The sequence below is a fragment of the Streptomyces griseofuscus genome, from assembly GCF_014673495.1.
GTDB classification, from domain to species: Bacteria; Actinomycetota; Actinomycetes; order Streptomycetales; family Streptomycetaceae; genus Streptomyces; species Streptomyces murinus.
This window is the reverse complement of sequence record NZ_CP051006.1, coordinates 721906-747546: the sequence shown is the minus strand read 5'-3', so window position 1 is coordinate 747546 and position 25641 is coordinate 721906. Positions and strand designations below refer to the sequence as shown.

Genomic DNA, 25641 nt, shown 5'->3' with positions numbered 1-25641 from the left:
GCAAGTACTGCACCGACCTGATCACCGTGGACCTGTACGGCCACTTCGGGCAGGGCTGTGTGCACACCCGCATCCCCTTCGGCCTCAGGACCGCCGAAGGCGTCGCGGACTTCCGCCGCTTCCTGGAACGCGCCGCCGACCTCGTCACCTCCTACGGCGGCTCGCTCTCCGGTGAACACGGCGACGGGCAGGCCCGCGGCGAACTGCTCACCCGGATGTTCGGCGAGCGACTGGTCGGCGCCTTCGGCGAGTTGAAGGCCCTCTTCGACCCGGACGACCGGATGAACCCCGGGAAGATCGTGCGACCCCAGCCGGTCGACGGGCAGTTGCGCCTCGGCGCTGACTGGCGGCCCGACACCCCCGCAACCCGCTTCGGCTTCCCCGACGACGAGCACTCCTTCACCCGCGCGGTGCTGCGCTGCGTCGGCATCGGCAACTGCCGCAGCCACTCCGGAGGGGTCATGTGCCCCTCGTACCGGGCCACTCGGGAGGAGGAGCACTCCACACGCGGCCGGGCCCGGCTGCTGTTCGAGATGCTGAACGGGCACGCCGACTCCGCGATCCGGGACGGCTGGCGCTCCACCGCCGTACGCGACGCCCTCGATCTGTGCCTCGCCTGCAAGGGCTGCAAGTCCGACTGCCCGACCGGCGTCGACATGGCCACCCTCAAGGCGGAGTTCCTCTCCCACCACTACGAGGGCCGCCCCCGGCCCGCCGCGCACTACGCCCTCGGCTGGCTCCCGCTCTGGGCCCGGCTGTCCCGCCTCGCGCCGTCCCTCGTCAACTCCGCGCTGCACGCGCCGGGTCCGGCCCGCGCGGGCAAGCTGCTGGCCGGGGTGGACGGCTCCCGCGCGGCTCCGGTGTTCGCCGAGGAGTCCTTCGTGCAGTGGTGGCGCGCCCGCGCCGACGAACCGCCGGACCCGGCCGACCCGCGCACCGTCCTGCTGTGGCCGGACACCTTCACCACCTACTTCCACCCCGCGATCGGACGCTCGGCCGTCCGGGTCCTGGCGGACGCCGGATTCCGGGTCGCCGTCCCCACCCGGCCGGTGTGCTGCGGCCTGACCTGGATCTCCACCGGCCAACTCGACACCGCGAAACGGGTGTTGCGCCGCATTCTCGATGTGCTCGCGCCCTATCTGGAGGCCGGCACCCCGGTGATCGGGCTCGAACCCTCCTGCACCGCGGTCTTCCGCTCCGACGCCCCCGAACTGCTCCCCGACAACCAGGACGTGCAGCGCCTGGCCGGGCAGGTCCGCACCTTCGCCGAACAACTCGTCCACCACGCCCCGGACGACTGGCGGCCGCCCGCGCTCGCCCGCCAGGCCCTCGTACAGACCCACTGCCACCAGCACGCCGTCCTGAAGGACGACGCCGACCGCGCGCTGATGCGGCGGGCCCACCTCGACGCCGACGTCCTCGACGAGGGCTGCTGCGGACTCGCCGGGAACTTCGGCTTCGAACGCGGCCACCACGAGGTCTCCATGACCGTCGCCGAACAGGGCGTGCTGCCCGCCGTGCGGGGCGCCGCGCCCGACAGCCTGGTCCTCGCCGACGGCTTCAGCTGCCGCACCCAGACCGAGGAGGGCGGCACCGGCCGCCGCGCGCTGCACCTCGCCGAGGCCCTGGCCCTCGCCCTCGACGGCAACCTGCCGAGCGACCACCCCGAGCGGCTGGCCGACCGCCCGTCCCCGCCGTCCCGCGCGGCCCGCTGGGCGACGACCGCCGCCCTGCCCCTGGGCGACGACCGCCGCCCTGCCCCTGGGCGCCGCACTCGCCCTGCGCCTGCTGCGGCGCCGCGCCTGAGGAGCCCCGCATGAGCGACCTGCCGGCCATCGACGCGCTGGACACCGCCGTCTACACCGTGCCCACCGACACCCCCGAGGCGGACGGCACCCTCGCCTGGGACCGCACCACCCTCGTCCTGGTCACCGCCCGCAGCGGCCGCACCACCGGACTCGGCTACACCTACGCGCCGGCCGCCACCGCCCACCTCGTCCATGAACTGCTCACCGGCACCGTCACCGGCCGCCCGGCCCTCGATGTGCCGCGCGCCAACGAGGAGATGCTCCGGGCCGTACGCAACGCCGGCCTGCCCGGGGTGGCCGCCCAGGCGATCTCCGCCGTCGACATCGCCCTGTGGGACCTCAAGTCCCGCCTCCTCGGCCTGCCCCTCGTCCACCTGCTCGGCGCCGCCCGCGACGAGGTGCCGGTCTACGGCAGCGGCGGCTTCACGACCTACGACGCCGAGCGGCAGGACCGCCAACTCCGGCACTGGACACATGAGTCGGGCATCCCCCGGGTGAAGATCAAGATCGGGGAGTCCTGGGGCCGCCGTACCGGACGCGACCTCGAACGCGTCGACCGGGCCCGGGCGACCATCGGCGACGGCGCGGAGCTGTACGTCGACGCCAACGGCGCGTACACCGGCGGCCAGGCCCGCCGCCTCGCGGGCCCCCTCGCCGACGCGGGCGTCACCTGGTTCGAGGAACCCGTCTCCTGCGACCACCTCACCACCCTCGCCGACCTGCGCCACCGGCTCCCGATGGACGTCACCGCCGGTGAATACGGCTACACGCTCCCGTACTTCGCGCAGCTGATCGCCGCCGGAGCCGTCGACTGCCTCCAGGCCGACGCCACCCGGTGCGGCGGCATCACCGGCTGGCTGCGCGCCGCCGCCCTCGCCCACGCGCACGGCATCGACATCTCCGGCCACTGCGCGCCGAGCGCCCACGCCCACGCGGCCGCCGCGGTGCCCGGCCTGCGCCATCTGGAGTGGTTCCACGACCACGTCCGCACCGAACGGCTGCTCTTCGACGGCGTCCTCGACCCCGGCGGCGGAAGCATCACCCCGGGCGCCGACGGAGCACCCGGACTGGGCCTCACCCTCGCCGAGGAGCGTGCGGAGCCGTACCGGGTCCAGTGAACCCACCGAAGCGGAAGCCGAGTGAACTCACCTAGAGGGAAAGGGAGTCGAGCATCATGCCTACGACCGTCGTCATCACCGGGGCGAGTGCCGGGATCGGCCGTGCCACGGCGCGCCGCTACGGCCGGCGCGGGGCCGACGTCGTCCTGGTCGCGCGGGGCGAGAGCGGCCTCGAAGCGGTCGCCGACGAGGTCGCGGCGCTCGGCGGGCGCCCCCTCGTGCAGCCCGCCGACATGGCCGACCCGGCACAGGCGGAGACCGTCGCGGCGGCCGCCGAGCGGGAGTTCGGCCCGATCGACGTCTGGATCAACTGCGCCTTCGCCTCCGTGTTCGCGCCCTTCGACCGGATCACCCCGGACGAGTACCGGCGCATCACCGATGTGACCTATCTGGGCTTTGTCAACGGCACCCGCGCCGCCCTCGCCCGGATGCTGCCGCGCGACCGGGGCACCATCGTGCAGGTCGGCTCCGCGCTCGGCGAACGCTCGATCCCGTTGCAGTCCGCGTACTGCGGCGCCAAGCACGCCATCAACGGCTTCACCTCGTCCCTGCGCACCGAACTCCTGCACCGCGGCAGCCGGGTGCGCGTCACCGTCGCCCAGCTGCCCGCCGTCAACACCCCGCAGTTCGACTGGGTCCGCAACCGTCTGGACCACCACCCCATGCCGGTCCCGCCGATCTACCAGCCGGAGGTCGCCGCCCGCGGCATCATGTACGCGGCCGACCATCCGCGCCGCAAGCAGTACTACGTGGGTGCCTCGACGGTGGCCACCATCTGGGCGAACCGGCTCTTCCCCGCCCTCCTCGACCGCTACCTGGCCCGCACCGGCTACGACGCCCAGCAGACGACCGCCGTCCCGCCCACCGGCGAGGACAACCTCTTCACGCCGATCGACCGGGGCCCCGGGCAGGACCGGGGAGCCCACGGCGCGTTCGACGACAGCGCACACGCCCACTCCTGGCAGGAGGCCGCCCTGCGCCACCCCGCCACCACGGCCGTCGGCGCGGGAGCGGCCGCGTGCGCCGCCTTCGCGGGGGTACGGCGGCTGAGGCGGTCGGTGAAGGGGGCATCCTGAAGCCGTGCGACTCCTGCTCATCTCCGACACCCATCTGCCCCGGCGCGCCAAACGGCTCCCACAGGCGCTGCTGGCCGAACTCCCGCGCGCGGACGTCGTGTTCCACGCCGGGGACTGGGTGGACACCGACACGCTCGATCTGCTGGAGAGCCGCAGCCGCCGGCTGATCGGGGTGTACGGCAACAACGACGGGCCCGAACTGCGCGCCCGGCTCCCCGAGGTGGCGTACGCCGAACTCGACGGACTGCGCTTCGGGGCGGTGCACGAGACCGGGTCCGCGCGGGGCCGCGAGGCCCGGTGCGCCGCGCGCTTCCCCGACCTGGACGTGCTGGTGTTCGGGCACAGCCACATCCCCTGGGACAGCACGGCCCCCGGCGGCCTCCGGCTGCTCAACCCCGGCTCGCCGACCGACCGCCGACGCCAGCCGTACCGCACCTACATGACGGCCGAGATCGAGGGCGGGGCGCTCGCCGAGGTGACCCTGCATCGGCTGCCCCAGGGGTAGGACGGCGTGCGATCATCACCGGATGATCTTCAGCGCAGGCATACCCGACGTCGTACCCGCGGGCCGCATGGCCGACAGGGGGCAGCCCGTTCTCGATCTCACGGAGGGCGTCGAGCTGCGGCCCTGGCGCCCGGACGACGCCGACGCGCTGCTGGCCGCCGCACGGGATCCGGCGATCGGGCGGTGGAACCTGTTCACCGTGGCCGACCACACCGACGCCCGGCGCCGGATCGAGCGGATGCACGAGCGGTGGCGGGGCGAGACCGGTGCCGTCTGGGCCATCGCCCGGACCGGCGGCGCCGCGATCGGACTGATCGGGCTCAATGACATCGACCTCGCGGGCGGCGCCGCGGAACTCGTCTACTGGCTGCTGCCCGAGGTCCGCGGCACCGGCCTCGCCCCCGCCGCGACCCGGCGCCTCACCCGCTGGTCCCTCGACGACCTGGGCCTGCACCGCCTGCGCCTGTGCCACTCCACCGCCAACCCCGCCTCCTGCCGCGTCGCCGAGAAGGCCGGCTTCACCTTCGAGGGCACGATGCGCGGCGCCCTGCTGCACGCCGACGGCTGGCACGACCAGCATCTGCACGCACGGCTGGCGGGCGACCCGGAGTAGGCGGGACGGCCGCTTCGGACACGGCCCGCGCGCTGTGGCCGCCGACCGGAGAAATCTCCGCCCGGCGCCCTCTCACCTTCACCCTCACCGAGTCGACCACGGTCCTGCCGTCGATCAACGCTCGGCCTCCGCCTCCGGCACCGCGCCGGTGTCCGCCCCGCGCACCACCGCCGCGAGCCGTTCCAGTGCCGCCAGGCTGTGCCCCTCCACGAACGCGTCCACGCTCGGCAGCGCCGCCGCCATTCCCGCGGCCGTCGGCGTGTAACCCGGCCGCGCCTTAAGGGGGTTGGCCCAGACCACCCGGTGCGCCAGCGCGTGCAGTCGGCGCATCTGGGCGCCGAGCAGCGCGGGATCGTCGCGTTCCCAGCCGTCGGAGAGCAGCACCACGATCGCGCCGCGTGCCATGCCCCGCTGCCCCCAGCGGTTCAGGAACTCGCGCAGCAGCTCGCCCAGCCGGGTGCCGCCCCGCCAGTCGGGCACCGCCGCCGAGACCGCCGCCATCGCCAGGTCCGGGTCGCGAGGGGACAGCTCGCGCGTCACCCGGGTCAGGCGCGTGCCGATCGTGAAGACCTCCGTACGGCCGCCCCGCGCCGCCGCGTGGGCGAAGCGCAGCAGCGCGTCCGCGTACGGCGCCATCGAACCGCTCACGTCCACCAGCAGCACCACCCGGCGCGGCCGGTCGACCCGCGCCTGCCGGCGCAGCCGGGCCGGTTCGCCCCCGCGCCGCAGCAGTTCGCGCACGGTACGACGGGGATCCACCTCCCCGCGCCGCGCGGACCGCCGCCGCGCGGACCGCCGGGCCTCGCCGCGCAGCGCGAACGCGGCCAGCAGCCGGTGGAGTCGGGCGCGCTCCACGGCGTCCAGCGCGGCGATGTCACGGTGCCGCAGCACCTCCGTGGAGCTGGCCAGTGCCGCCGTCGGCTGGCCAAGCGGATCGCGTTCGCCGGGGGTACCGCCGCCACCGGCCGCGTCCCGTGCGCGCAGCCGCGGCCGGGGCGGGGGAGGGGTGCGCACCGTCGGCAGGGGAGGGGAGCCCGCGGTGGCGCCGAAGTAGGCGGCGAACACCCGCTCGTAGCGCTCCAGATCGTCCGGCCCGCCGCACAGCGTCGCCCGCCCCGCCGCGTACACATCCGCCCGCATCCCGGGCCGCAGCACGGCCACCGCCCGCAGAAAGGCGTACATCCGCTCGGCGCTCGCGTCGACCCCGGCCGCGCGCAACGCCCGTACGAGGCCGAGCAGTACGGCATCCGCCCCGGCGAGCCCCGCCGTCGGCCCCCCGGCCCGCCCGGACTCCGTCCGCCCGCCGCCGGCCATGGCGCTCACACCCCCCGCGCGGCCAGCACCGCGGCCAGGTCGAGACCCCTGGCCAGGTCCATGTCCTCCCGGTACTTCAGGACCGAACCCAGCGTGGAGACGGCGAGTTCCGCGTCCACCTCCGTGGCTCCCAGGGCGTCCAGCGCCTCCGCCCAGTCGATGGTCTCCGCGACCCCCGGGGGCTTCACCAGGTCCGCGCCGCGCAACGCCTGGACGAGAGCCGTGACCTGCTCGGCCAGGCGCGCCGACACCTCGGGCAACCTGCGGCGCACGATGGCCAGTTCACGGGCGAAGCCGGGGTGGTCGAACCAGTGGTACAGACACCGCCGCTTCAGCGCGTCGTGCACCTCCCGGGTCCGGTTGGAGGTGAGGACCACCACCGGCGGCACCTCGGCCCGCAGCGTGCCCAGTTCCGGGATCGTCACCGCGTACTCGGACAGCAGCTCCAGCAGGAACGCCTCGAACTCGTCGTCGGCGCGGTCGATCTCGTCCACCAGCAGCACCGACGGCTGCCTCTGGAGGGCCTGGAGCAGCGGCCGGGCGACAAGGAACCGCCGGTCGTACAGCTCGCTCTCCAGCCGGTCCGCGTCCTTGACGCCGGCCGCCTCCGCCGCGCGCAGATGCAGCAGCTGACGCGGGAAGTCCCAGTCGTACAGGGCCTGCGAGGCGTCGATGCCCTCATGGCACTGCAACCGGATCAGCGGCGCGTCGAGCGCCTCGGCGAGGGCGGAGGCGAGCGCGGTCTTGCCGACGCCCGCGTCGCCCTCGCAGAACAGCGGCCGGTGCAGCCTCAGCGCCAGGTAGCAGGTGACGGCCAGCCCCTCGTCGACGAGATACCCCGTCTCCTCCAGGCGGGCCCGCACCTGTTCCGGGCCGTCCATCCGGGCGATCGGCCCTCACCCCATCCCGGCGGCGGTCAGCACCGCCCGCTCGGTCAGCACCTCGGCCAGATGCGCCCGGTAGTCGGGCGAGGCCGACGCGTCCCGCCCCGGCTGCGCGCCCTCGGCCGCCGATCGCGCGGCCCGTGCCACCGCCTGCGGCCCGTCGGCACCGGCCAGCGCCGCCTCGGCCGCGGCCGCGCGCAGCGGGGTCGCGCCCATGTTGGTCAGGCCGACCCGCGCCTCGGCGATGTGCCCGTTCTCCCGGCGTACCAGCGCGGCGACCCCGACGATCGCCCAGGACTGCGCAACCCGGTGGAACTTCTCGTAGTGGAAGCCCCAGCCGTCCGCCTTCGGCAACCGCACCTCCACCAGCAACTCCTCCGGAGCGAGGGCGGATTGGAGGTAGCCGACGAAGAACTCCCGCGCCGGTACGGTGCGTCGGCCGCCGGGGCCCACGGCGACCAGTTCGCCGTCCAGCGCCAGGACGATCGCGGGCAGATCGCCTGCCGGGTCGGCGTGCGCCAGCGAGCCGCCGAGCGTGCCCCGGTGCCGTACCGCCGGATCGGCGACGGTCGCCGTCGCCTGCGCCAGCAGACCGGCGTGCCGGCGTACCAGCGGGTCGTGGATCACCTCGTGGTGGGTGGTGAGCGCGCCGATCACCAGCGTCCCGCCCTCCTCGCGGACCCCGCGCAGGCCGGGGATCCGGCCCACGTCCACGACCAGTTCGGGAAAGGCGAGCCGCAACCGCAGCAGCGCCAGCAGGCTCTGCCCGCCGGCCAGCACCTTGGCCTCGTCGCCCGCCTCGCCGAGCAGCCGTACGGCCTCCTCGACGCTCTCCGGGCGGGCGTACTCGAACGCCGGGGGAATCATGCCGTCGCCTCCCGCACCGCGCGCCACACCCGTTCCGGGGTGCAGGGCATCCGTACATCGGTCACGCCCAGCGGCCGCAGCGCGTCCACGACGGCGTTGACCACGGCGGGCGTCGAGGCGATGGTCCCGGCCTCGCCGACCCCCTTGACGCCGAGCGCGTTGGACGACGCGGGGGTCTCGGTCCGGTCGGTCACGAACTCCGGCAGATCGGCGGCCGAGGGCACGAGGTAGTCGGCCATGCTGCCGGAGACCAGGTTGCCCTCGTCGTCGTAGACGGCCTCCTCGTAGAGCGCCTGCGCGATGCCCTGCGCGAGCCCGCCGTGCACCTGCCCCTCGACGATCATCGGATTGACCACATGGCCGACGTCGTCCACGCAGACGTACGACCTGATCCAGGTCCGCCCGGTCTCGGTGTCGACCTCGACCGCGCACAGATGGGTGCCGTGCGGGAAGGAGAAGTTCTCCGGGTCGACCACGTGCTCGGCGTTGATGGACGGCTCCACCCCGTCGGGCAGATCGTGGTTGGTGAACGCCTCGAAGGCGATCTCCTGGATGGACCTGCGGGCCTCCGGGGAGCCCTTCACGGAGAAGACGCCCTCCCGGAACTCCAGGTCCTGCTCGCTCGCCTCCAGTAGATGCGCGGCCACCTTGCGGGCCTTGTCGACCACCGTGGTGGCCGCCCGGTGCACGGCCTCACCGCCCACGGCCAGCGAGCGCGAACCGTAGGTGTCCATGCCCTGCGGGGAGGACCTGGTGTCGCCGTGCAGCACCTCGACGTCCTCGAACGGCACACCGAGGACGTCCGCCGCGATCTGGCTCCAGCAGGTCTCGTGGCCCTGCCCGTGCGGGCTGGTCCCGGTGACCACCTCGACCTTGCCGGTGGGCAGCATCCGGATGCTCGCCGCCTCCCAGCCGCCCGCGCCGTACCTCAGGTCGCGCAGCACCCGGCTCGGCGCCAGGCCGCACATCTCCGTGAACGTCGACACGCCGATGCCCAGGCGCACCGGATCGCCGCGCTCCGCACGCTCGCGCTGCTCGGCGCGGAGCCCGTCGTAGCCGAACAGGGCGAGCGCCTTCGCGGTCGCCGCCTCGTAGTCGCCGCTGTCGTAGGTCAGTCCGGCGATCGTGGTGTACGGGAACTCCTCGTGCCTGATCCAGTTGCGGCGCCGCAACTCCACCGGATCCAGGCCCAGTTCGGCGGCCAGCTCGTCCATGATCCGCTCGATGGCGAACGTGGCCTCCGGGCGGCCGGCGCCCCGGTAGGCGTCGGTAGGGGTGCGGGTGGTGAAGACGCCGGTGCAGGTGAACTCGTAGGAGTCCATCTTGTAGATCGCCGGGTACATGAACGCGCCCAGGATCGGGATGCCCGGTGTCACCAGCATCAGATAGGCGCCCATGTCCGCGAGCAGATCCACCTTCAGACCGAGCAGCCGGCCCTCCCGGGTGGCCGCGACCTCGATGTCCTGGATCATGCCGCGCCCGTGGTGGGTGGCGAGGTGGCCCTCGGAGCGGGACTCCGTCCACTTCACCGGCCGCCCCAGCCGGCGGGCGACCGCGAGGGCCAGCACCTCCTCGCCGTACACCTGGAGTTTGGAGCCGAAACCGCCGCCGACGTCCGGGGCGATCACCCGCAGCTTGTGCTCGGGGATGCCGGTGACCGTCGCGAGCATGATCCGCAGGATGTGCGGGATCTGGGTGGCGGAGTACATGGTGTACTCGCCGGAGGCGGCCAGCGGAGTGACCACGACCGCGCGCGGCTCCATGGCGCTTGGGATGAGCCGCTGCTGGTGGTAGCGCCGCTTGATCGTCACCTCGGCGCGCTCGCGGACCGCCGCGAAGCTCTCGCCGGTGGCCAGCGGCCAGGTGTAGCAGCGGTTGGTGCCCTTGTCGGAGTGGACCAGCGGGGCGCCCTCGGCGAGCGCGTCCTCCAGGTCGAGGACCGGGGGCAGCGGGTCGTAGTCGACTTCGATCGCCTCCAGCGCGTCGGCCGCCGCGTACCGGTCGCGGGCCACGACGACGGCCACCGGGTCGCCCGCGTAGCGGACCTCCTCCACCGCGATCGGCGGATGGTCGGGCAGCACGATGTCCTCGGTCACCGGCCAGGCGCAGGGCAGTGAGCCGAGCCCCTCGGCGAGGTCCGCGCCGCTGAACGCCGCGAGGACACCCGGGCGTTCGAGCGCGGGGGCGACATCGACGCGGGTGATGCGGGCGTGCGCCATCGGGCTGCGCAGCACGGCCAGATGCAGCATCCCGGCGACCTGGATGTTGTCGGTCCAGGTGGTCTGGCCGGTGATCAGCCGGGCGTCCTCCTTGCGCAGCCGGGACCGGCCGACCTCCCGTCCGGTGCCGGTCTCGCCCGCTACGGCCTGATCGGTCATGCCGTGGCCTCCTCGGTGACCTGCTGTCCGGAGGGGGCCTGAGCCTGCGTCCCGGAGCCGTCCTGCTGACCGGCCGCGGCGAGCACGGCGCGGACGATGTTCTGGTAGCCGGTGCAGCGGCAGAGGTTGCCCTCCAGGGCGCCGCGCACCTCCTCGGCGGTGGGGTGCGGGTTCTCCCGCAGGAGATCGCGCGCCGCCATGATCATGCCGGGGGTGCAGTAGCCGCACTGGAGTCCGTGCTGCTCATGGAAGGCGCGCTGGAGCGGTGTCCACTCACCGTCCTTCGCCAGGCCCTGCACGGTCGTCACCGCGCATCCGTCCGCCTGGACGGCCAGCACCGAGCAGCTCTTGGCGGTCGCGCCGTCCAGGTCGACCGTGCACGCCCCGCAGTTGGAGGTGTCGCAGCCGATCGGGGTGCCGGTCAGACCGAGACGGTCACGCAGATAGTGGACGAGGAGCAGCCGCGGCTCCACGTCGTCCTCGTAGATCGTGCCGTCCACGTTCACCTTGATGTGCGTCATGCGCCCTCCAGACCGTGCGGGCAGGAGTCGATATCAGCCGGTCCGGCATGATGTAGGTCACTCTATGACCGGGGTGTGGACCCGGCGAACGCTGAGGCGCCGGTTCGTCGCGCACTGATCCATTGCCGAAGGGGGAGCGCCTTCCTGTACGGAGCGTGACCGGCTGGCACTCCACGTCACGGTCCCGGGGGCATGAGCCGGAGCGGCGGCCGCCGCACGGGGCGGGGGTCCGAGCGGTCGGGTCCGGCGGAAGCCGTTCGGCGCGCGCGATCGCGCCGGAACTGGTCTGCTGAGAAGGAATGGGCCGTCGTGCCGACCTGCCCGGGAGAGCGGCGGCCGGCACCCCCGAGCGGCCGTCCCGCCCATGCTCGTACCCCCTTCTCCGGAGAGATCCATGAGCAGCTATCGAGTCGCCCAAGTGCCCGCCGCGAACGGCACGTTCGAGGTGGTCGAGCGCGAGGTGCCGCGGCCGGGGCCCGGCCATGCGCGGATCGCCGTCGAGGCGTGCGGCGTCTGCCACAGCGACGCTCTCTTCGTCAGCGCGGCGGTGCCGGGCATCACCTTCCCCGAGGTGCCCGGGCACGAGATCGCCGGACGGATCGCGGAGCTGGGCGAGGGCGCGGGGGAGCGCGGCTGGCAGGTCGGCGATCGGGTGGCCGTGGGCTGGTTCGGCGGCAGCTGCGGCCACTGCCGGGCCTGCCGCGAGGGCGACTTCATCGTGTGCGAGAGCCTCAAGGTGCCGGGCTGGACCTACGACGGCGGCTTCGGCGAGCAGGTGATCGCACCCGTCGACGCCCTGGCCCGGATCCCGGAGGCGCTCGCCGCGAGCGACGCGGGGCCGCTGGCCTGTGCGGGCGTGACCACCTTCAACGGGCTGCGGCGCAGCGCGGGACGCCCCGGCGACCTGGTCGCGGTGCTCGGTCTCGGCGGCCTCGGGCACCTCGGTGTGCAGTACGCGGTCGCGATGGGCTTCGAGACGGTCGCGATCGCCCGGGGCCCCCAGAAGGCTGAGTTCGCCAAGCAACTCGGCGCCCACCACTACGTCGACAGCACCGCCGCCACCCCGGTCGCCGAGGCGCTGCAGTCCCTCGGCGGCGCCAAGGTCGTCCTCGGCACCGCCGGCAACTCCGAGGCCATCTCCGCCACCGTGGACGGCCTGACCCACCGCGGTGAACTGGTCGTCATCGGCGCGGACATCGCCCCCCTCGACATCAACCCCAACCAGCTCCTCATGGCCGCCCGCGTGGTCCGGGGCCACCCCTCCGGGACCTCGCAGGACATCGAGGACACCATGGCGTTCAGCGTCCTGCACGGCATCCGCCCGATGACGGAGAAGGTTCCGCTGACGGAGGCGGACGCGGCGTTCCGGAAGATGATGGCGGGCGGCGCGAGGTTCAGGATGGTGCTGACGGAGGGGTGAGCGGGGGAGCGGGTGAGCGTCAGGCCGCCGCAAGCCTCCCTGCGGCGGCCTCCGCCGCCGTCACCGTCTGCTCCAGCAGCGTGGCGATCGTCATCGGGCCGACGCCGCCCGGGACCGGGGTGATCAGGGAGGCTCGCTCGACGGCCGAGTCGAAGTCGACGTCGCCCACGTTCCCCGCGTTGTAACCGGCGTCGATCACGACCGCGCCGGGCTTGATGTCCTGGCCCCGCAGCAGCCGCGGCCGGCCGACCGCGGCGACGACGATGTCCGCCTCGCGGACCGCCGCCGACAGATCCCGGGTGCGCGAGTGGCAGTACGTCACCGTCGCGTCCCTGGCCAGCAGCAGCATGCCCACCGGCTTGCCGAGGATCGCGCTGCGGCCCACCACCACGGCCCGCTTCCCGGCCAACTCGACGCCGTACTCGTCCAGCAGCCGCAGGATGCCGCCCGGCGTGCAGGACACGAAGCCCGGCAGACCGAAGCTCATCGTGGCGAACGAGGCGAAGGTGACCCCGTCGACGTCCTTCTCGGGCGCGATCGCCTCGAACGCCGCCCGCTCGTCGACATGGTCGCCCACCGGATGCTGGAGCAGGATCCCGTGCACCGTCGGATCGGCCGACAACTCCCGCAGCGTGCCCACCAGTTCAGCGGTGGACGTGCTCGCGGGCAGGGCCACGTGCCGGGAGGTGATGCCGGCCTTGCGGCAGCGGTTCTGCTTCATCCGGACGTATGTCACGGACGCCGGGTCCTCGCCGACCAGCACGGTCGCGAGACAGGGCGCCACACCGGTACGCGCGGTGAGGTCGGCCGCCCTGCGCGCGGTGTCCTCGACGATGCGACGGGCGAGGGCGGTTCCGTCCATGAGACGGGCCTGGGTCATGCGGCACACTCCTGAGCTGGATAGATGTCTTACGCCCAGGCGCGCGGCAACCATACGGACCGCTCCCCGGTGGTACTCCACCTCAGCGCCAGTCACGGCCCGTGTACAGCGTAACCGAGGCGCGCAGGAGGCCGGGGAGCGGGCGTGATCCAGCCCGCGCCCAGCCTCACGGGGGCGGGAACCTCACGGCCGCGAAAGCCCTCTTCGGGAGGGCGCGCGGCCGGGGAGGCTCACCGTCGGGAGGGCGTGCGGCCGGGATGGCGCACGGTGGGAAAGGCTCACCGTCGGGAGGGCGTGCGGCCGGGATGGCGCACGGTGGGAAAGGCTCACCGTCGGGAAGGCGCGCGGCCGGGGAGGCGCACCGTCGGGAAAGCCGACCCTCGGGAATGGGGACGCTCACCGCGTCCGTCCGCGCCGGACCCGCGGCACCACCCGCGGCACCCGTGGCAGCCGCGACGCGCGCGGCACCGCCGCCGGGGGACGTCCACGCATCGCTTTCAGGACCGACCGCAGCACCGCGCCCGTCACCGGCACACCCGCCGCGGAGACCGGCCCGCGGCGCCGGGGCCGCGCCCGGCCCACCACCGCGCGGGCCGAGAAAGTCCAGGTCAGCCGGGAGCTGACCTGGATCCGCGCGAACCTCCTGCCTACTCGTCCCATGCCTGGATCAGAATCTGCTCGGCGATCTTCCCGTCCCGTAGGGTGATCATGGATTCGGCGAGGACGCGGGTGCCGTCCCCGTACTGGCAGGACTCGGTGAACGCGGCGTGGTCGCCCTGCACCACGCACCGGTCCAACTTGTGGATCATGTCGCGGCGGTAGACGTCGTCGAGCATCTCGGCGATCTCGCCCCGGCCGTGCAGGATCTTGGGGTGGCTGGGCTGGGTGTTGCGGTCGATGATGCGGATCTCCGCGTCGTCCGCGTACAGGGACAGCAGGGTGTTCCCGGTGTTCCCCTCGATGCCCCGGCGCAGTGTCTCGGTGTCGAAGGCGGAGCCTGTCGCGGTGCCCATGGTGACCTCCTTCAAGGGCTCCCGGTCCGGCGCGCGGCGGACCGTACGGGCCCCGTCTTCGAGCGTCCCCCGCCCCGGTGGCCTCGGCAAGCGCACGGGGCGCGCTCCGCCTCACGAGTGAGCGCGGGCCGCCGCCCGTGTCCGGCCGGGGGCCGTCGGCGTTGCTGAGGGCATGATCTCAACACGCCGTATCGTCGCCGTCCTCGGACTCGCCGCCGGGGTCACGGGCCTGGCCGCACCCCTCGCGAGCGCGGCCGACGCGAGCGCCTCGCACACCGGGCAGATCAACCCGATGACCGTGCTCGACACGCTCACCACCGGCAACATCCCCGCCGAGCAGCGGGCCCAGCTGCCCACGGCCTCCCAGCAGCTCAAGTCCCTGAACCAGGTCAGCCAGCTGAACCAGCTCAGCGAACTCCACCAGGTCACCGACATCGTGGCGCCGGTGACCGGCCTGCTCCCGGCCGTGGGGGCCTGAGCCGACGCGTCACACCGGGGCGCCGCGCGGCCGAGTGCCGCCGCCCGCGTTCAGCACCGCCCAGTCCCGGGCCACGGCGTAGGCCGCGCCGGGGGCCGGGGCGGCGCCGGGCGGCAGCTCCTCGGCCAGCGCGCGGGTCAGGGTGTCCGCCGGGCCCAGCTCCAGCCAGGTCCGCACCCCGCCCCGGTGCAGCAGGGCGGCCACCTCCGCGAACCGCCGGGACCCCGGGCCCGGCAGCCAGAACCCCGGCTCGGCGGTCTCGGCGCCGACCGGGCGGCCGGTGATGTCGCAGACGAGGGGGAGCCGCGGCGGGCCGGGGTGAAGCGTGGCGAGCGTACGGCCGTAAGCCGTGCGCAGCGCCTGCGGGGCCGTCTCACCCAGGGCGCCGTCCAGCAGCCGGGCCAGGGTGCCGACCGCGTGGCAGCCGTCCGCGAGCGAGAAGACCCCTGCGGCGTACGCCGCGGCCATCCGCCCGGCCCCGTGCCCGAACAGCACATCAGGGCGGGCGCCCCAGCTCCGCAGCAGCCGGTACTGCGCCACCTGGAGCGCGAACAGCGCCGGCCCGGCGTACGACGCCCGGCCCAGCAGCGCCGCCGTCCGGGTGCCGGGCTCCGCGAACATCACGCATTTCAACGGCAGTTCGAGATAGGGATCCAGACGGGCGCACAGCTCGTCCAGCGTCTTCGCGAACAGCGGGAAAGCCGCCGCGAGTTCACGTTCCGTCTCCGGGCGCGGCGAGGCACCGGCCGAGAACAGGAATGCGGTACGTCCCTTACGGCCATCAGCGGGCATGCCCCCATGAAGGCACGGTCGGGTAAGCACCGGACCGGTCGGGCGCCTGCACCTCGCAAAGGAATCCCCATCATCGAACGTCGTCATTCGATCCGATTCTTGTGCAATTCATAAGCGTTTCTCGGGGCGGGTGCCTCCCGCTGCCTCCAGGCGCCTCTGGGTGCCCCCGGGGGAAAGATCCAGGGTCACCGCCGTGGCCCGTCCCGCCGCCCATCGGGCGCGCGTAGGGTCTGCACGGTAAGCACTCGATGGAAGGAACCAGACCATGGCGCAGGAAGTACGCGGCGTGATCGCACCGGGCAAGGACGAGCCCGTACGAGTCGAGACGATCGTGGTGCCGGATCCCGGCCCGGGCGAGGCCGTCGTACGCGTCCAGGCCTGCGGTGTCTGCCACACCGATCTGCACTACAAGCAGGGCGGCATCTCCGACGACTTCCCCTTCCTCCTCGGCCATGAGGCCGCCGGTGTGGTGGAGTCGGTCGGCGACGGTGTCACCGAGGTGGCCCCCGGTGACTTCGTCATCCTCAACTGGCGTGCCGTGTGCGGCAATTGCCGGGCCTGTCTGCGCGGCCGCCCCTGGTACTGCTTCAACACCCACAACGCGAAGCAGAAGATGACCCTCGCCGCCACCGGCCAGGAACTCTCCCCGGCCCTCGGCATCGGCGCGTTCGCCGAGAAGACCCTGGTCGCCGCCGGCCAGTGCACCAAGGTCGACCCGGCCGTCTCCCCGGCCGTCGCGGGCCTCCTCGGCTGCGGTGTGATGGCCGGCATCGGCGCCGCCATCAACACCGGCCAGGTCGGCCGGGGCGACTCGGTCGCCGTCATCGGCTGCGGCGGCGTCGGCGACGCCGCCATCGCGGGGGCCGAGCTGGCCGGCGCGGCGAAGATCATCGCCGTGGACATCGACGACCGCAAGCTGGAGAAGGCCCGCGCCCTCGGCGCCACCCACACCGTCAACTCCAAGCAGCACGACCCGGTCGAGGCCGTCCGCGAACTGACCGGCGGCTTCGGCGCCGACGTCGTCATCGAGGCGGTCGGCCGCCCGGAGACGTACCGGCAGGCCTTCTACGCCCGCGACCTCGCCGGCACCGTCGTCCTCGTCGGCGTCCCCACCCCGGAGATGAAGCTCGAACTGCCCCTGCTGGACGTCTTCGGCCGCGGCGGCGCCCTCAAGTCCAGCTGGTACGGCGACTGCCTGCCCTCCCGCGACTTCCCGATGCTCATCGACCTGCATCTGCAAGGCAGGCTGCCGCTCGACGCGTTCGTCACCGAGACCATCCAACTGGACGAGGTGGAGAAGGCGTTCGACCGGATGCACCAGGGCGACGTGCTGCGCTCGGTGGTGGTGCTCTGATGACCGCACGCATCGAACGGCTCGTCACCTCGGGGCAGTTCACCCTCGACGGCGGCACCTGGGACGTCGACAACAACGTCTGGATCGTCGGCGACAACCATGAGGCGATCGTCATCGACGCCGCCCATGACGCCGACGCCATCGCCCGCGCCGTCGGCGACCGCCGGCTCACCGCCATCGTGTGCACCCACGCCCACAACGACCACATCGACGCGGCGCCCGCGCTGGCCGACCGCACCGGCGCGGTCATCTGGCTGCACCCCGACGATCTGCCGCTGTGGCGGATGACCCACCCCGACCGCGACCCCGACCGGCTCCTCGTGGACGACCAGGTCATCGAGGCGGCCGGCGCCGACCTCACCGTGCTGCACACCCCCGGGCACGCGCCCGGCGCGATCTGCCTCTACGACCCCGCACTGGGCGCCGTCTTCACCGGCGACACCCTCTTCCAGGGCGGCCCCGGCGCCACCGGCCGCTCCTTCTCGCACTTCCCCACGATCATCGACTCCATCCGCGACAAACTGCTCACCCTCCCGCCCGAGACCCAGGTCCTCACCGGCCACGGCGACTCCACCACCATCGGTGCCGAGGCCCCTCATCTGGAGGAATGGATCAAACGCGGGCACTGAACCGCATCGTGCGCATAGGGTCGCGATCATGACCACGAACACGCTCGTGACCCTGCACGAGACCCGCGTCCTGCGCTGCGCCCCCGACGGCCCGCCCCTGGACGGCGAGCGCGCGGCACTGGACCTCATAGGCGACGCCTTCGGGCAGGACGCCCAGCTGGTCGAGGTGCCCGTGGCACGGATCGCGCAGGAGTTCTTCCGGCTGCGGTCCGGCGTCGCGGGCGCCGTCGTCCAGAAGTTCGTGAACTACCGGGTGCGGCTCGCCGTCGTCGGCGACATCTCCGCCCACATCGAGGCGAGCGACGCCCTGCGCGACTTCGTGCACGAGTCCAACCAGGGCGACCAGCTGTGGTTCCTGCCGGACACCGACGCCGTCGCCGAACGGCTCGCCCGCTGACCGACCGCCCGGTAAAACCCGACGGGAGATGTCCGGCTTCTCCGTGACGCTGAGGGACGACAGCACACGCTCAGCGCACGGAGGCCGGACATGCCAGCACCGCTCGACGAGGACCACGGAGATCCGGGGGACCTCAAGGACATCAAGGACCTCGCGGGCAGGGTCGCCCTGGTCGCGGGGGCGACCCGGGGCGCAGGGCGGGGCATCGCGGTGGAGCTCGGCGCGGCCGGCGCCACCGTCTACGTCACCGGCCGCAGCACCCGCGCCCGTCGCTCCGAGTACGACCGCCCCGAGACCATCGAGGACACCGCCGACCTGGTCACCGCCGCCGGCGGCCACGGCATCGCCGTACCCGTCGACCATCTGCGACCGGCTGCCGTACGCGACCTGGTGGACCGCATCGCGACCGAACAGGGCCGCCTGGACATCCTCGTCAACGACATCTGGGGCGGCGAGAAACTCTTCGAGTGGGACACCCCGGTGTGGGAGCACGACCTGGACAACGGGCTCAGACTCCTGCGCCTCGCGATCGACACCCACGCCGTCACCAGCCACTTCGCGCTGCCCCTGCTGCTGCGCCGACCCGGTGGGCTGGTCGTGGAGATGACCGACGGCACCGCCGAGCACAACCGCGACACCTATCGTGTGAACCTCTTCTACGACCTCGCCAAGACCGCCGTCCTGCGCATGGCCTTCGCCCTCGGCCATGAACTCGGCCCGCGCGGCGCCACCGCCGTCGCCCTCACCCCTGGCTGGATGCGCTCCGAACTGATGCTGGACCTGTTCGGCGTCCGCGAGGACAACTGGCGCGACGCCCTCGCGCGCGAGCCGCACTTCGCCATCTCCGAGACCCCGCGCTTCACCGGCCGGGCCGTCGCCGCCCTGGCCGCCGACCCCACCGTGGCCCGCTTCAACGGGCGGTCCCTCTCCAGCGGCGGCCTCGCCCGTGAGTACGGCTTCACCGACCTCGACGGCAGCCGCCCCGACGCCTGGCGCTATCTGAAGGAGGTCCAGGACGCGGGGCGGCCCGCCGACACAACGGGATACCGGTGAGGGGGAGTTGGGCGGAACACCGGCACGGGACGGTGAAAGACCGCGGGTGCGGACGTACCGTCGCCCCATGAGCGATCACACCCGTTTCGCGGGACACGCGGTACTCGTCACCGGAGCGGCCCGCGGCATCGGTGCCGCCGTCGCCCGGCGGCTCGCCGAGGAGGGCGGCCGGGTCCTGGTGACCGACCGGGACCCGGCCGAGGCCGAGCGAACCGCCGCCGAGCTGCGCCGACAGGGCCTGACCGGCGAGGCGTTCGGCTGCGACGTGGCCGAACGCACCGCCGTGGAGGCGGCCGTGGCCCGTGCCGTCGACGCCTTCGGCTCCCTGGACGTCCTGGTCAACTGCGCCGCCCACTGCACCCCGGACACCCCGCGCTTCGAGGACGGCACGGACGACACCTGGGCCCGCGACCTCGACATCACCCTGACCGGCGTCCAGCGCTGCTGCCGCGCCGCCCTGCCCCACCTGGCCGCCTCCGGACGCGGCGCGATCGTGAGCATCGGCTCCGTCAACGGACTCCAGGACTTCGGCAACCACGCCTACAGCGCCGCCAAGGCCGGCCTCGGCTCCCTGACCCGCACCCTCGCCGGGCACGCGGCTTCTCGGGGCGTCCGGGTGAACCTCGTGGCCCCGGGTACGGTGCGCACCTCGGCGTGGGAGGGGCGCGAGAGTGAACTCGACGCCGTCCGCGCCCTGTACCCGCTCGGCCGGATCGGCGAACCCGAGGACATCGCCGCCGCGGTCGCCTTCCTCGCCTCCCGCGACGCCGCCTGGATCACCGGCACCACCCTCGTGGTCGACGGTGGCCTCACCTCCGTGCACACCGGCTTCCACGCCGCCCTGCACAACTGACCCTCGCCCCGGCCCGGTTGCGGCCGCGCATTCGTCTCCCTGCGCGCAACTCCTCGCGCAGCCGGCCCAGCAGCTCCCGCGCGGCCGGGCCCAGCGGCCCCTGGGCCCGCCGGACGAGGGCCGCGCGGGCGCGGGCGCGCGGGTCGGCGAGGGTGAGCGCGCGCAGGCCGGGGTGAGGGCCCGGGCCCGGTAGGACGCCGACGCCGACGCCGACGCCGAGGTCGCGCGCCGCGAGACGGGCGAGCGCGTCCGATGCCGCGGCCTCGAACACGACCTGCGGCCGGAACCCGGCCCCGGCACACAGCCGTTCCAGCACCGCCCGCATCCCGATCACGTGCTGCAGACCGATCAGCCGGTGCCCCGCCAGCGCGGCCGACGACACGGCGCCCCCGTCCGGGTACGCGGCCATCAGCGGATGCTCCGGTACGGCCGCCACGACCAGCGGCACATCGACGAACACCCCCCCAGGCGAGGCCCGGCGGCGGGGTCCGCACCGCCACCCCGGCCACCGCGAGGTCCAGCGCGCCGGGCACGAGACCGATCGCGACCCGCCCGCGCGTACGGCAGTACGGCCGCACCGACCTCCGTCGGCCGCACCGCACGCCCCGCCCGGAACCCGGTCCTGGACGTGCCGTCGAAGTCCTCACCATGCCGGGGCGTATGGAGAGAGCACCGGACCTCGCCGCACTCGTCGCCGCCGAACGCCGCGAATCGGCCAATTTTTTCGAGGAGTTGACCCCGCGCAGCGGGGCGCGCCCAGCCTCTGCGCCGACCGGCTCGCCCACCGGGACGCGGCCGCCCACCAGGACCGGCCTGGACATCACCGTCGCCCTGGACCTGGACCGGCGGGTCCCTCCACGGCAGCGCGCTGTGGCCGACTCCGGGGTGAGGAAACTCACCCTTTCATCACAGCATGACCAGAAAGGCAACCTCGACACGCCCGATCAGGTCTACTTGTCCGAGATCGTGGGAATCGCGCACGAAGAAACCCCGGGGGAGGCCCTGGGCAAACCGGCCAGAAGAAGGAGAAAAGCCCTCATGGGGGACATACATAGACGAGGTGTCGTGGCGCTCGGACTCACGGCTCTGGTGGCGCCGCTCACACTCGCCCTCGGCGCGGCACCCGCCCAGGCCGCGAGCTCCTGCACCACATCGACGGGCCCGTACCAGAAGCAGGCGGAGAAGTTCCTCGGCCGCCCGGTCGACGGCCGCCAGTCCGCCGCCGACTGCAAGGCGATCCGCGCCTTCCAGGCGAAGAACGGCATCACCCCCACCATCGGCTACGCGGGGCCCGTCACCTGGGGTGTGATGGACCTCATCAACCAGCAGAAGGCCGTGGGGAAGAACCCGAACAAGAGCGGCAAGTGCCCGGTGAACAAGGGCCGGATCGCCTGTGTGGACCTCACGCACCAGCTCAGCTGGATCCAGGACGGCAAGAAGCTGGTCTACGGCCCGGTCCCCGTGCGCACCGGCCGCAAGGGCTTCGTCACCCGCACCGGTCTGACGAAGGTCTACTGGCGTGACCTCCACCACGTCTCGACGCTCTACGACGTGTCGATGCCCTACAGCCAGTTCTTCAACGGCGGCGAGGCGTTCCACTCGGTCGGCCTGAGCATGTGGAACCCGCCCGGCTCGCACGGCTGCGTCAACATGACCCCGAAGGACGCCAAGAAGTACTGGTCGCTGCTGCGGACGGGCGACGACGTCTTCGTGTACGGCCACAAGCCCGGCACCTGAGCGAGGCGATCACCCGATCACCCCGGTCGCCTCGATCGGGCGCTGTGCCGTTGCTCACCCTCGTCCGGCGGCCCCGGAGCGGCCGTCGGGTGAGGGGCGGGTGTGAACTCCCGTACGCCTCTTGACACATTGACGTGATGAGCAACACGGTCCGAAATGTCCGTATCGAAGGTACTTGCTCACAGCGCCTTCACTTCGATCGGCATATGCTTCACAGCATGTCCACCACTCTTGAAGCCGCCTCCGAGCGATCGGCCGCGGAGGTCAACGAGGAGATCCGGGCCCTGTGGCGCCGATCGGGCGGGACGCTGACCAGCGAGCAGCGCAAGCAGTACCAGCGCCTCGTGATGGAGTGGGCCGCCGCGGCCCCACGGCCGTACCGGGCCGTCTGACCTCGCGACGCGAACCCGCGACCCCGATCGGGAGTCGCGGGTCCCCAGATCCTCCTCAGTCCTTGCGGGCCACCCCGCCGAACATGGCGACCTCCTCCGGCTCGGCCCCGTTGTCGTGCTCCGGGCGCCAGCGCGAGCAGGAGACCACCCCCGGCTCCAGCAACTGAAAACCGTCGAAGAACCGAGTGACGTCCTCCGGCGTGCGCTGGGTCAGCTTCGGCGTGCCGTGCTCGTTCCAGAACTTCACCGCCTCGTCCACGTCCGGCATCGAGGGATGCGTGACCGTGTGCGAAAGCACCAGATGGCTGCCCGCCGGAAGCCGGTCCATCAGCGTCCGCACGAGTCCGTACGCCTCGTCGTCCTCGCCGATGAAGATGACCACACCGAGCAGTATCAGCGCGACCGGCTCACTGAAGTCCAGCGTCTTCGAGGCGTGTTCGAGGATCGCGTCCACATTGCGCAGATCCTCGTCCAGATAGTCGGTACGACCCTCCGGCGTACTCGTCAGCAGGGCCCGCGCGTGCGCCAGCACCAGCGGGTCGTTGTCCACGTACACGATCCGCGACTCCGGCGCGATGCGCTGGGCGACCTCGTGCGTGTTGTCGGCGGTGGGCAGCCCCGTGCCGACGTCCAGGAACTGGCGGATGCCCGCCTCCTCGACCAGATGCCGCACGGCCCGGCCCAGGAACAGCCGGTCCGCGCGCGCGTACTCCCCGATGCCCGGGTGCAGTTGGCGGATCTGGTCGCCGGCCGCCCGGTCGACCTCGTAATTGTCCTTGCCGCCGAGCCAGTAGTTCCAGATCCGCGCCGTGTGCGGCTGGCTGGTGTTGATACGGGCGCGCAGCGACACCGCCACGTCGTTGGTGGCTGCGGGGTTGTCGGTCACGTGCGTCAGCTCCTGGGGTGCCTGGAGAAGTGGTTCAACCTTCAAGGCGCAATCTAATCCCCCGGGTTGCCCCGCGCCGCCGGTCCGTCCGATTCCGGTACCGGACCCGTGGGCACCCCCTCGCCGATGTACGGGCGCAGGGCACTGATCAGGAACGGGTCACCGTCTTGGGCCAGTTGGTCGGAGGTGATCCGGCGGGCGACCCCGGCGAGGAAGTCGGCGATCTGCACCCGGGCGTCAGCACGGGAGTCGACGAGCCGCACACCGTCGAGCGCGATCCCGTCACGCCGGGCGCCCTGCACGATCGCCGCGATCCGGCCCGGCGTCAGCGCGTTCTGCTGATCGTGCACCAGCGTCACCGGCACCCCGCCCGCGCTCCAGCAAGCGGCCGTGCGCCGGATCGCCGGGAACAGCGGGTTCAGCACCGGGAACAACGGAGGGGCGGCCCGGACACGCTCCCGGTAGGCGTCCGCGCCGGCGCGTGCCGCGGACAGCCGGCGCAGGATCCGCGCCGCCTCGGTTCCCGGCCAGGCTCGCGTGAGCGTGTCGATCGTACGGAAGAACTGATCGACGACGGTGAGCGGATCACCGTCGGGACGGACGCGCAGCAGACGGTTCGCCGCACGCAGGAACTCCCGCCAGCCCGGCTCCCCGAAGGTGCCGGGCCCCCACCGGTACAGCGGACCGGCCTCGGCCGTGTCCCCGAGCAGCAGCTCGACGGTCCGCTCCACCACGAAGTACGCCTTCTCCGTCAGCTCCACATGGGCATGCCCATGGATCGGGCCCGCCTCGTCCAGGAGCCACTCCAGCACCGCCCGGTGCTTCTCCCGCAGCAGATGGTTCGCCTTGTACTCCTCGGCGGGCGAACGGATCCGGTGCCTGATCTCCCGTACGCACTCCGCCGCCACGTCCTCCGGCAGCGCCACGCTCGCGTGCGCGAACACCTCGGTGTTGCCACCGGTCAGGTTCTCCCCGTCCGACCCCGACTCGTCACAGGCGACCTCCCGGCGGCGCACCACCGCCGCGCCCGCCTCGTCCGCCCCGTTCCGGCTCACCGCGCAGCCCCCTATCTTGTGCCTCATGACCAGCTTCCCGCACGACACCGCCGGCGAACCGGATCCGCTGCGCGCCCTCGACCTGGAGCGGCTGCGCCGTCGTACGAGCATGAAGTGGCGCACCTACCCCGAGGACGTCCTGCCGCTGTGGGTGGCCGAGATGGACGTACCCCTCGCCCCACCCGTCGTCCGTGCCGTCACCGACGCCCTCGCCCTGGGCGACACCGGGTACCCGGCGGGCACCGCCTATGCCGAGGCCCTCGCCGCCTTCGCGGCCCGCCGCTGGCACTGGGACGGGATCACGACGGACCGCACGGCGATCGTTCCGGACGTCATGCTCGGAGTGGTCGAAATGATCAAGCTGGTGACCGATGCGGGCGATCCGGTGATCGTCAACCCGCCGGTGTATCCGCCGTTCTTCCTGTTCATCACGCATATGGACCGCCGCGTGGTGGAAGCCCCGCTCGGCGCGGACCTGCGCCTCGACCTGGCGGCTCTGGAGGACGCCTTCCGAGCGGCCACGGCGCGCGGCGGCCGCGCCGCCTACCTGCTGTGCAGCCCGCACAACCCCACCGGTACGGTGCACACCGCCGCCGAGCTGACGGCCGTCGCGGAACTGGCCGAACACTATGGTGTGCGGGTCGTCGCGGACGAGATCCACGCCCCGCTCACCGCCCCCGGCACCCCCTTCGTGCCGTACCTCAGCCTGCCCGCCGCCGCCCGGGGCCTCTCGCTCATGTCGGCCTCCAAGGGCTGGAACCTGCCGGGCCTCAAGGCCGCCCTCGCCCTGGCCGGACCGGGAGCCGCCGCCGATCTCGCCCGGATGCCCGAGGAAGTGGGCCACGGCGCAAGCCATGTCGCGATCATCGCGCACACCGCCGCCCTGCGTGCGGCCACCGGCTGGCTCGACGCCCTGCGCACCGGGATCCGGGACAACCGGCTGCTGCTGGCCGACCTGCTCGCCGAGCACCTGCCCGCGGTCCGCGTCCATCCCGGGGAGGCGACCTACCTCGCCTGGCTCGACTGCCGCGGCCTCGGCCTCGGTGACGATCCCGCCCAGGTCTTCCTGGACCGCGGCCGGGTCGCCCTGTCCGCCGGACTCCCGTTCGGCACCGGCGGCGCGGGCCACGCCCGCCTCAACCTCGCGACGTCACCGGAGATCCTCACCGAGGCCGTGCACCGCATGGCCGCCGCCCTGAAGTGAGCGAACGCCTAGACTCGGCGTCATGGACGACGACTCGCGCCTGGCCCGGCTCGCCGCCGGAAAGTACTTGCTGGTCACCAGCTTCCGCAGGAACGGCACCCCCGTGGCCACCCCGGTCTGGGTGGTCCGGGACGGCGCGAGCCTCGGCGTCTGGACGACCGCCGACAGCTTCAAGGTCAAACGCATCCGCCACCGCGCCGACATCCTCGCCGGCCCCTGCGACGTGCGCGGCAACCCCACCGGCGACCAACTCCCCGCCACCGCCGAGATCACCGACCGGGCCACCACCGCCCGCTACCGCGCCCTGATCGCCCGCAAGTACGGCATCCTCGGCCGTCTCACCCTCCTTGGCAGCAGGCTGCGGCGCGGCACGGACGGCACGGTCGGCATCCGGGTGACCCTCGACGACTGACC

The 25641-nt window shown here is 72.9% G+C and carries 26 protein-coding genes, 1 pseudogene and 1 riboswitch; of the genes and pseudogenes, 16 read left to right on the top strand and 11 right to left on the bottom strand.

The window, feature by feature from the left end:
- Positions 1-32: 32 nt before the first annotated feature.
- The 5 genes and pseudogenes from HEP81_RS03300 to HEP81_RS03280 all read left to right on the top strand — a co-directional run.
- A pseudogene (locus HEP81_RS03300) lies at positions 33-1820 on the top strand ((Fe-S)-binding protein); the annotation flags it as partial.
- Positions 1817-2926, top strand: coding sequence for an enolase C-terminal domain-like protein (locus HEP81_RS03295; protein ID WP_037652545.1), 1110 nt, complete (start codon positions 1817-1819; stop codon positions 2924-2926). The pseudogene HEP81_RS03300 and the gene HEP81_RS03295, both read left to right, overlap by 4 nt.
- A gap of 56 nt (positions 2927-2982) precedes the next feature.
- Entirely contained in the window at positions 2983-4002 is a 1020-nt protein-coding gene (locus tag HEP81_RS03290; protein WP_037652546.1) for an SDR family oxidoreductase, read from the top strand.
- A gap of 4 nt (positions 4003-4006) precedes the next feature.
- Positions 4007-4507, top strand: a complete 501-nt coding sequence (locus HEP81_RS03285; protein WP_037652548.1) for a metallophosphoesterase family protein — start codon at positions 4007-4009, stop codon at positions 4505-4507.
- 22 nt (positions 4508-4529) lie between these two features.
- On the top strand, positions 4530-5120 hold the full coding sequence (locus HEP81_RS03280; RefSeq protein ID WP_037652551.1) for a GNAT family N-acetyltransferase: 591 nt from the start codon (positions 4530-4532) through the stop codon (positions 5118-5120).
- Positions 5121-5234: 114 nt separating this feature from the next.
- Here HEP81_RS03280 and HEP81_RS03275 read toward each other — a convergent pair whose 3' ends face one another.
- Genes HEP81_RS03275 through HEP81_RS03255 form a run of 5 tightly spaced genes read right to left on the bottom strand, consistent with a single transcriptional unit; the run spans position 5235 to position 11084 of the window.
- Entirely contained in the window at positions 5235-6434 is a 1200-nt protein-coding gene (locus HEP81_RS03275) for a vWA domain-containing protein (RefSeq protein ID WP_051849946.1), read from the bottom strand.
- A 5-nt stretch (positions 6435-6439) separates the two neighbouring features.
- Positions 6440-7315, bottom strand: coding sequence for an AAA family ATPase (locus HEP81_RS03270; protein ID WP_051849947.1), 876 nt, complete (start codon positions 7313-7315; stop codon positions 6440-6442).
- Positions 7316-7330: 15 nt separating this feature from the next.
- Complete coding sequence (locus tag HEP81_RS03265; RefSeq protein WP_037652742.1) at positions 7331-8185, bottom strand: FAD binding domain-containing protein; 855 nt, start codon at positions 8183-8185, stop codon at positions 7331-7333.
- Positions 8182-10563, bottom strand: coding sequence for a xanthine dehydrogenase family protein molybdopterin-binding subunit (locus HEP81_RS03260; protein ID WP_037652553.1), 2382 nt, complete (start codon positions 10561-10563; stop codon positions 8182-8184). The genes HEP81_RS03265 and HEP81_RS03260 overlap by 4 nt, the downstream gene beginning before the upstream one ends.
- Positions 10560-11084, bottom strand: a complete 525-nt coding sequence (locus HEP81_RS03255; RefSeq protein ID WP_037652556.1) for a (2Fe-2S)-binding protein — start codon at positions 11082-11084, stop codon at positions 10560-10562. The genes HEP81_RS03260 and HEP81_RS03255 overlap by 4 nt, the downstream gene beginning before the upstream one ends.
- A gap of 394 nt (positions 11085-11478) precedes the next feature.
- Between HEP81_RS03255 and HEP81_RS03250 the strand changes: the two genes are divergently transcribed.
- Positions 11479-12504 carry an alcohol dehydrogenase catalytic domain-containing protein gene (locus HEP81_RS03250; protein WP_037652558.1) on the top strand — a complete coding sequence of 342 codons (1026 nt, stop codon included), beginning with the start codon at positions 11479-11481 and terminating at the stop codon, positions 12502-12504.
- A 19-nt stretch (positions 12505-12523) separates the two neighbouring features.
- Here the strand turns inward: HEP81_RS03250 and HEP81_RS03245 are convergent, their stop codons facing one another.
- Together HEP81_RS03245 and HEP81_RS03240 are read right to left on the bottom strand one after the other, a co-directional pair.
- A complete protein-coding gene (locus HEP81_RS03245; RefSeq protein ID WP_037652560.1) occupies positions 12524-13384 on the bottom strand; it encodes a bifunctional 5,10-methylenetetrahydrofolate dehydrogenase/5,10-methenyltetrahydrofolate cyclohydrolase in 861 nt (286 codons plus the stop codon).
- 26 nt (positions 13385-13410) lie between these two features.
- A riboswitch (ZMP/ZTP riboswitch) is annotated at positions 13411-13490 on the bottom strand.
- Positions 13491-14031: 541 nt separating this feature from the next.
- On the bottom strand, positions 14032-14397 hold the full coding sequence (locus HEP81_RS03240; protein WP_037652562.1) for a nuclear transport factor 2 family protein: 366 nt from the start codon (positions 14395-14397) through the stop codon (positions 14032-14034).
- Between the two features lie 172 nt (positions 14398-14569).
- Between HEP81_RS03240 and HEP81_RS03235 the strand changes: the two genes are divergently transcribed.
- Positions 14570-14875 carry a hypothetical protein gene (locus tag HEP81_RS03235; RefSeq protein ID WP_037652564.1) on the top strand — a complete coding sequence of 102 codons (306 nt, stop codon included), beginning with the start codon at positions 14570-14572 and terminating at the stop codon, positions 14873-14875.
- A gap of 9 nt (positions 14876-14884) precedes the next feature.
- Here the strand turns inward: HEP81_RS03235 and HEP81_RS03230 are convergent, their stop codons facing one another.
- Positions 14885-15667, bottom strand: coding sequence for an acyltransferase domain-containing protein (locus HEP81_RS03230; protein WP_051849948.1), 783 nt, complete (start codon positions 15665-15667; stop codon positions 14885-14887).
- A 265-nt stretch (positions 15668-15932) separates the two neighbouring features.
- Here HEP81_RS03230 and HEP81_RS03225 point away from each other — a divergent pair, with 265 nt between their 5' ends.
- The 5 genes from HEP81_RS03225 to HEP81_RS03205 all read left to right on the top strand — a co-directional run bounded on the left by HEP81_RS03225 (position 15933) and on the right by HEP81_RS03205 (position 19953).
- Positions 15933-17021 carry an S-(hydroxymethyl)mycothiol dehydrogenase gene (locus tag HEP81_RS03225; protein ID WP_037652566.1) on the top strand — a complete coding sequence of 363 codons (1089 nt, stop codon included), beginning with the start codon at positions 15933-15935 and terminating at the stop codon, positions 17019-17021.
- Positions 17021-17650: an MBL fold metallo-hydrolase gene (locus HEP81_RS03220; protein WP_037652567.1), complete on the top strand. Its 630-nt coding sequence runs from the start codon at positions 17021-17023 to the stop codon at positions 17648-17650. Before HEP81_RS03225 ends, HEP81_RS03220 begins: the two co-directional genes overlap by 1 nt.
- Positions 17651-17678: 28 nt before the next feature.
- The gene (locus tag HEP81_RS03215; protein WP_037652570.1) at positions 17679-18047 is read left to right on the top strand and encodes a DUF4180 domain-containing protein; all 369 of its coding nucleotides are present in this window, start codon (positions 17679-17681) and stop codon (positions 18045-18047) included.
- A 90-nt stretch (positions 18048-18137) separates the two neighbouring features.
- Complete coding sequence (locus tag HEP81_RS03210) at positions 18138-19100, top strand: SDR family oxidoreductase (RefSeq protein ID WP_051849949.1); 963 nt, start codon at positions 18138-18140, stop codon at positions 19098-19100.
- 67 nt (positions 19101-19167) lie between these two features.
- On the top strand, positions 19168-19953 hold the full coding sequence (locus tag HEP81_RS03205) for an SDR family NAD(P)-dependent oxidoreductase (protein ID WP_037652572.1): 786 nt from the start codon (positions 19168-19170) through the stop codon (positions 19951-19953).
- Here HEP81_RS03205 and HEP81_RS03200 read toward each other — a convergent pair.
- A complete protein-coding gene (locus HEP81_RS03200) occupies positions 19910-20413 on the bottom strand; it encodes a LysR family transcriptional regulator substrate-binding protein (protein ID WP_051849950.1) in 504 nt (167 codons plus the stop codon). The genes HEP81_RS03205 and HEP81_RS03200 overlap by 44 nt on opposite strands.
- Before the next feature lie 578 nt (positions 20414-20991).
- Between HEP81_RS03200 and HEP81_RS03195 the strand changes: the two genes are divergently transcribed.
- Positions 20992-21690: a L,D-transpeptidase family protein gene (locus HEP81_RS03195; protein WP_037652574.1), complete on the top strand. Its 699-nt coding sequence runs from the start codon at positions 20992-20994 to the stop codon at positions 21688-21690.
- A gap of 206 nt (positions 21691-21896) precedes the next feature.
- Positions 21897-22082, top strand: coding sequence for a hypothetical protein (locus HEP81_RS03190; protein WP_037652576.1), 186 nt, complete (start codon positions 21897-21899; stop codon positions 22080-22082).
- 55 nt (positions 22083-22137) lie between these two features.
- Here the strand turns inward: HEP81_RS03190 and HEP81_RS03185 are convergent, their stop codons facing one another.
- Both HEP81_RS03185 and HEP81_RS03180 read right to left on the bottom strand, forming a co-directional pair.
- Positions 22138-22968 carry an SAM-dependent methyltransferase gene (locus HEP81_RS03185; RefSeq protein WP_037652577.1) on the bottom strand — a complete coding sequence of 277 codons (831 nt, stop codon included), beginning with the start codon at positions 22966-22968 and terminating at the stop codon, positions 22138-22140.
- 53 nt (positions 22969-23021) lie between these two features.
- Positions 23022-24050: a DUF3800 domain-containing protein gene (locus tag HEP81_RS03180; RefSeq protein WP_157854338.1), complete on the bottom strand. Its 1029-nt coding sequence runs from the start codon at positions 24048-24050 to the stop codon at positions 23022-23024.
- Between HEP81_RS03180 and HEP81_RS03175 the strand changes: the two genes are divergently transcribed.
- Together HEP81_RS03175 and HEP81_RS03170 are read left to right on the top strand one after the other, a co-directional pair.
- Positions 24049-25227: a MalY/PatB family protein gene (locus HEP81_RS03175; protein ID WP_037652579.1), complete on the top strand. Its 1179-nt coding sequence runs from the start codon at positions 24049-24051 to the stop codon at positions 25225-25227. The two genes, HEP81_RS03180 and HEP81_RS03175, sit on opposite strands and share 2 nt — an antisense overlap.
- A gap of 22 nt (positions 25228-25249) precedes the next feature.
- Complete coding sequence (locus HEP81_RS03170; RefSeq protein ID WP_037652581.1) at positions 25250-25639, top strand: PPOX class F420-dependent oxidoreductase; 390 nt, start codon at positions 25250-25252, stop codon at positions 25637-25639.
- Positions 25640-25641: the final 2 nt, after the last annotated feature.

Coding starts and splice junctions, on each gene's coding strand:
- HEP81_RS03295 (WP_037652545.1), top strand. CDS start 1,817: ATGAGCGACCTGCCGGCCATCGACGCGCTGGACACCGCCGTCTACACC.
- HEP81_RS03290 (WP_037652546.1), top strand. CDS start 2,983: ATGCCTACGACCGTCGTCATCACCGGGGCGAGTGCCGGGATCGGCCGT.
- HEP81_RS03280 (WP_037652551.1), top strand. CDS start 4,530: ATGATCTTCAGCGCAGGCATACCCGACGTCGTACCCGCGGGCCGCATG.
- HEP81_RS03275 (WP_051849946.1), bottom strand. CDS start 6,434: ATGGCCGGCGGCGGGCGGACGGAGTCCGGGCGGGCCGGGGGGCCGACG.
- HEP81_RS03270 (WP_051849947.1), bottom strand. CDS start 7,315: ATGGACGGCCCGGAACAGGTGCGGGCCCGCCTGGAGGAGACGGGGTAT.
- HEP81_RS03265 (WP_037652742.1), bottom strand. CDS start 8,185: ATGATTCCCCCGGCGTTCGAGTACGCCCGCCCGGAGAGCGTCGAGGAG.
- HEP81_RS03260 (WP_037652553.1), bottom strand. CDS start 10,563: ATGACCGATCAGGCCGTAGCGGGCGAGACCGGCACCGGACGGGAGGTC.
- HEP81_RS03255 (WP_037652556.1), bottom strand. CDS start 11,084: ATGACGCACATCAAGGTGAACGTGGACGGCACGATCTACGAGGACGAC.
- HEP81_RS03250 (WP_037652558.1), top strand. CDS start 11,479: ATGAGCAGCTATCGAGTCGCCCAAGTGCCCGCCGCGAACGGCACGTTC.
- HEP81_RS03245 (WP_037652560.1), bottom strand. CDS start 13,384: ATGACCCAGGCCCGTCTCATGGACGGAACCGCCCTCGCCCGTCGCATC.
- HEP81_RS03240 (WP_037652562.1), bottom strand. CDS start 14,397: ATGGGCACCGCGACAGGCTCCGCCTTCGACACCGAGACACTGCGCCGG.
- HEP81_RS03235 (WP_037652564.1), top strand. CDS start 14,570: ATGATCTCAACACGCCGTATCGTCGCCGTCCTCGGACTCGCCGCCGGG.
- HEP81_RS03230 (WP_051849948.1), bottom strand. CDS start 15,667: ATGCCCGCTGATGGCCGTAAGGGACGTACCGCATTCCTGTTCTCGGCC.
- HEP81_RS03225 (WP_037652566.1), top strand. CDS start 15,933: ATGGCGCAGGAAGTACGCGGCGTGATCGCACCGGGCAAGGACGAGCCC.
- HEP81_RS03220 (WP_037652567.1), top strand. CDS start 17,021: ATGACCGCACGCATCGAACGGCTCGTCACCTCGGGGCAGTTCACCCTC.
- HEP81_RS03215 (WP_037652570.1), top strand. CDS start 17,679: ATGACCACGAACACGCTCGTGACCCTGCACGAGACCCGCGTCCTGCGC.
- HEP81_RS03210 (WP_051849949.1), top strand. CDS start 18,138: ATGCCAGCACCGCTCGACGAGGACCACGGAGATCCGGGGGACCTCAAG.
- HEP81_RS03205 (WP_037652572.1), top strand. CDS start 19,168: ATGAGCGATCACACCCGTTTCGCGGGACACGCGGTACTCGTCACCGGA.
- HEP81_RS03195 (WP_037652574.1), top strand. CDS start 20,992: ATGGGGGACATACATAGACGAGGTGTCGTGGCGCTCGGACTCACGGCT.
- HEP81_RS03190 (WP_037652576.1), top strand. CDS start 21,897: ATGCTTCACAGCATGTCCACCACTCTTGAAGCCGCCTCCGAGCGATCG.
- HEP81_RS03175 (WP_037652579.1), top strand. CDS start 24,049: ATGACCAGCTTCCCGCACGACACCGCCGGCGAACCGGATCCGCTGCGC.
- HEP81_RS03180 (WP_157854338.1), bottom strand. CDS start 24,050: ATGAGGCACAAGATAGGGGGCTGCGCGGTGAGCCGGAACGGGGCGGAC.
- HEP81_RS03170 (WP_037652581.1), top strand. CDS start 25,250: ATGGACGACGACTCGCGCCTGGCCCGGCTCGCCGCCGGAAAGTACTTG.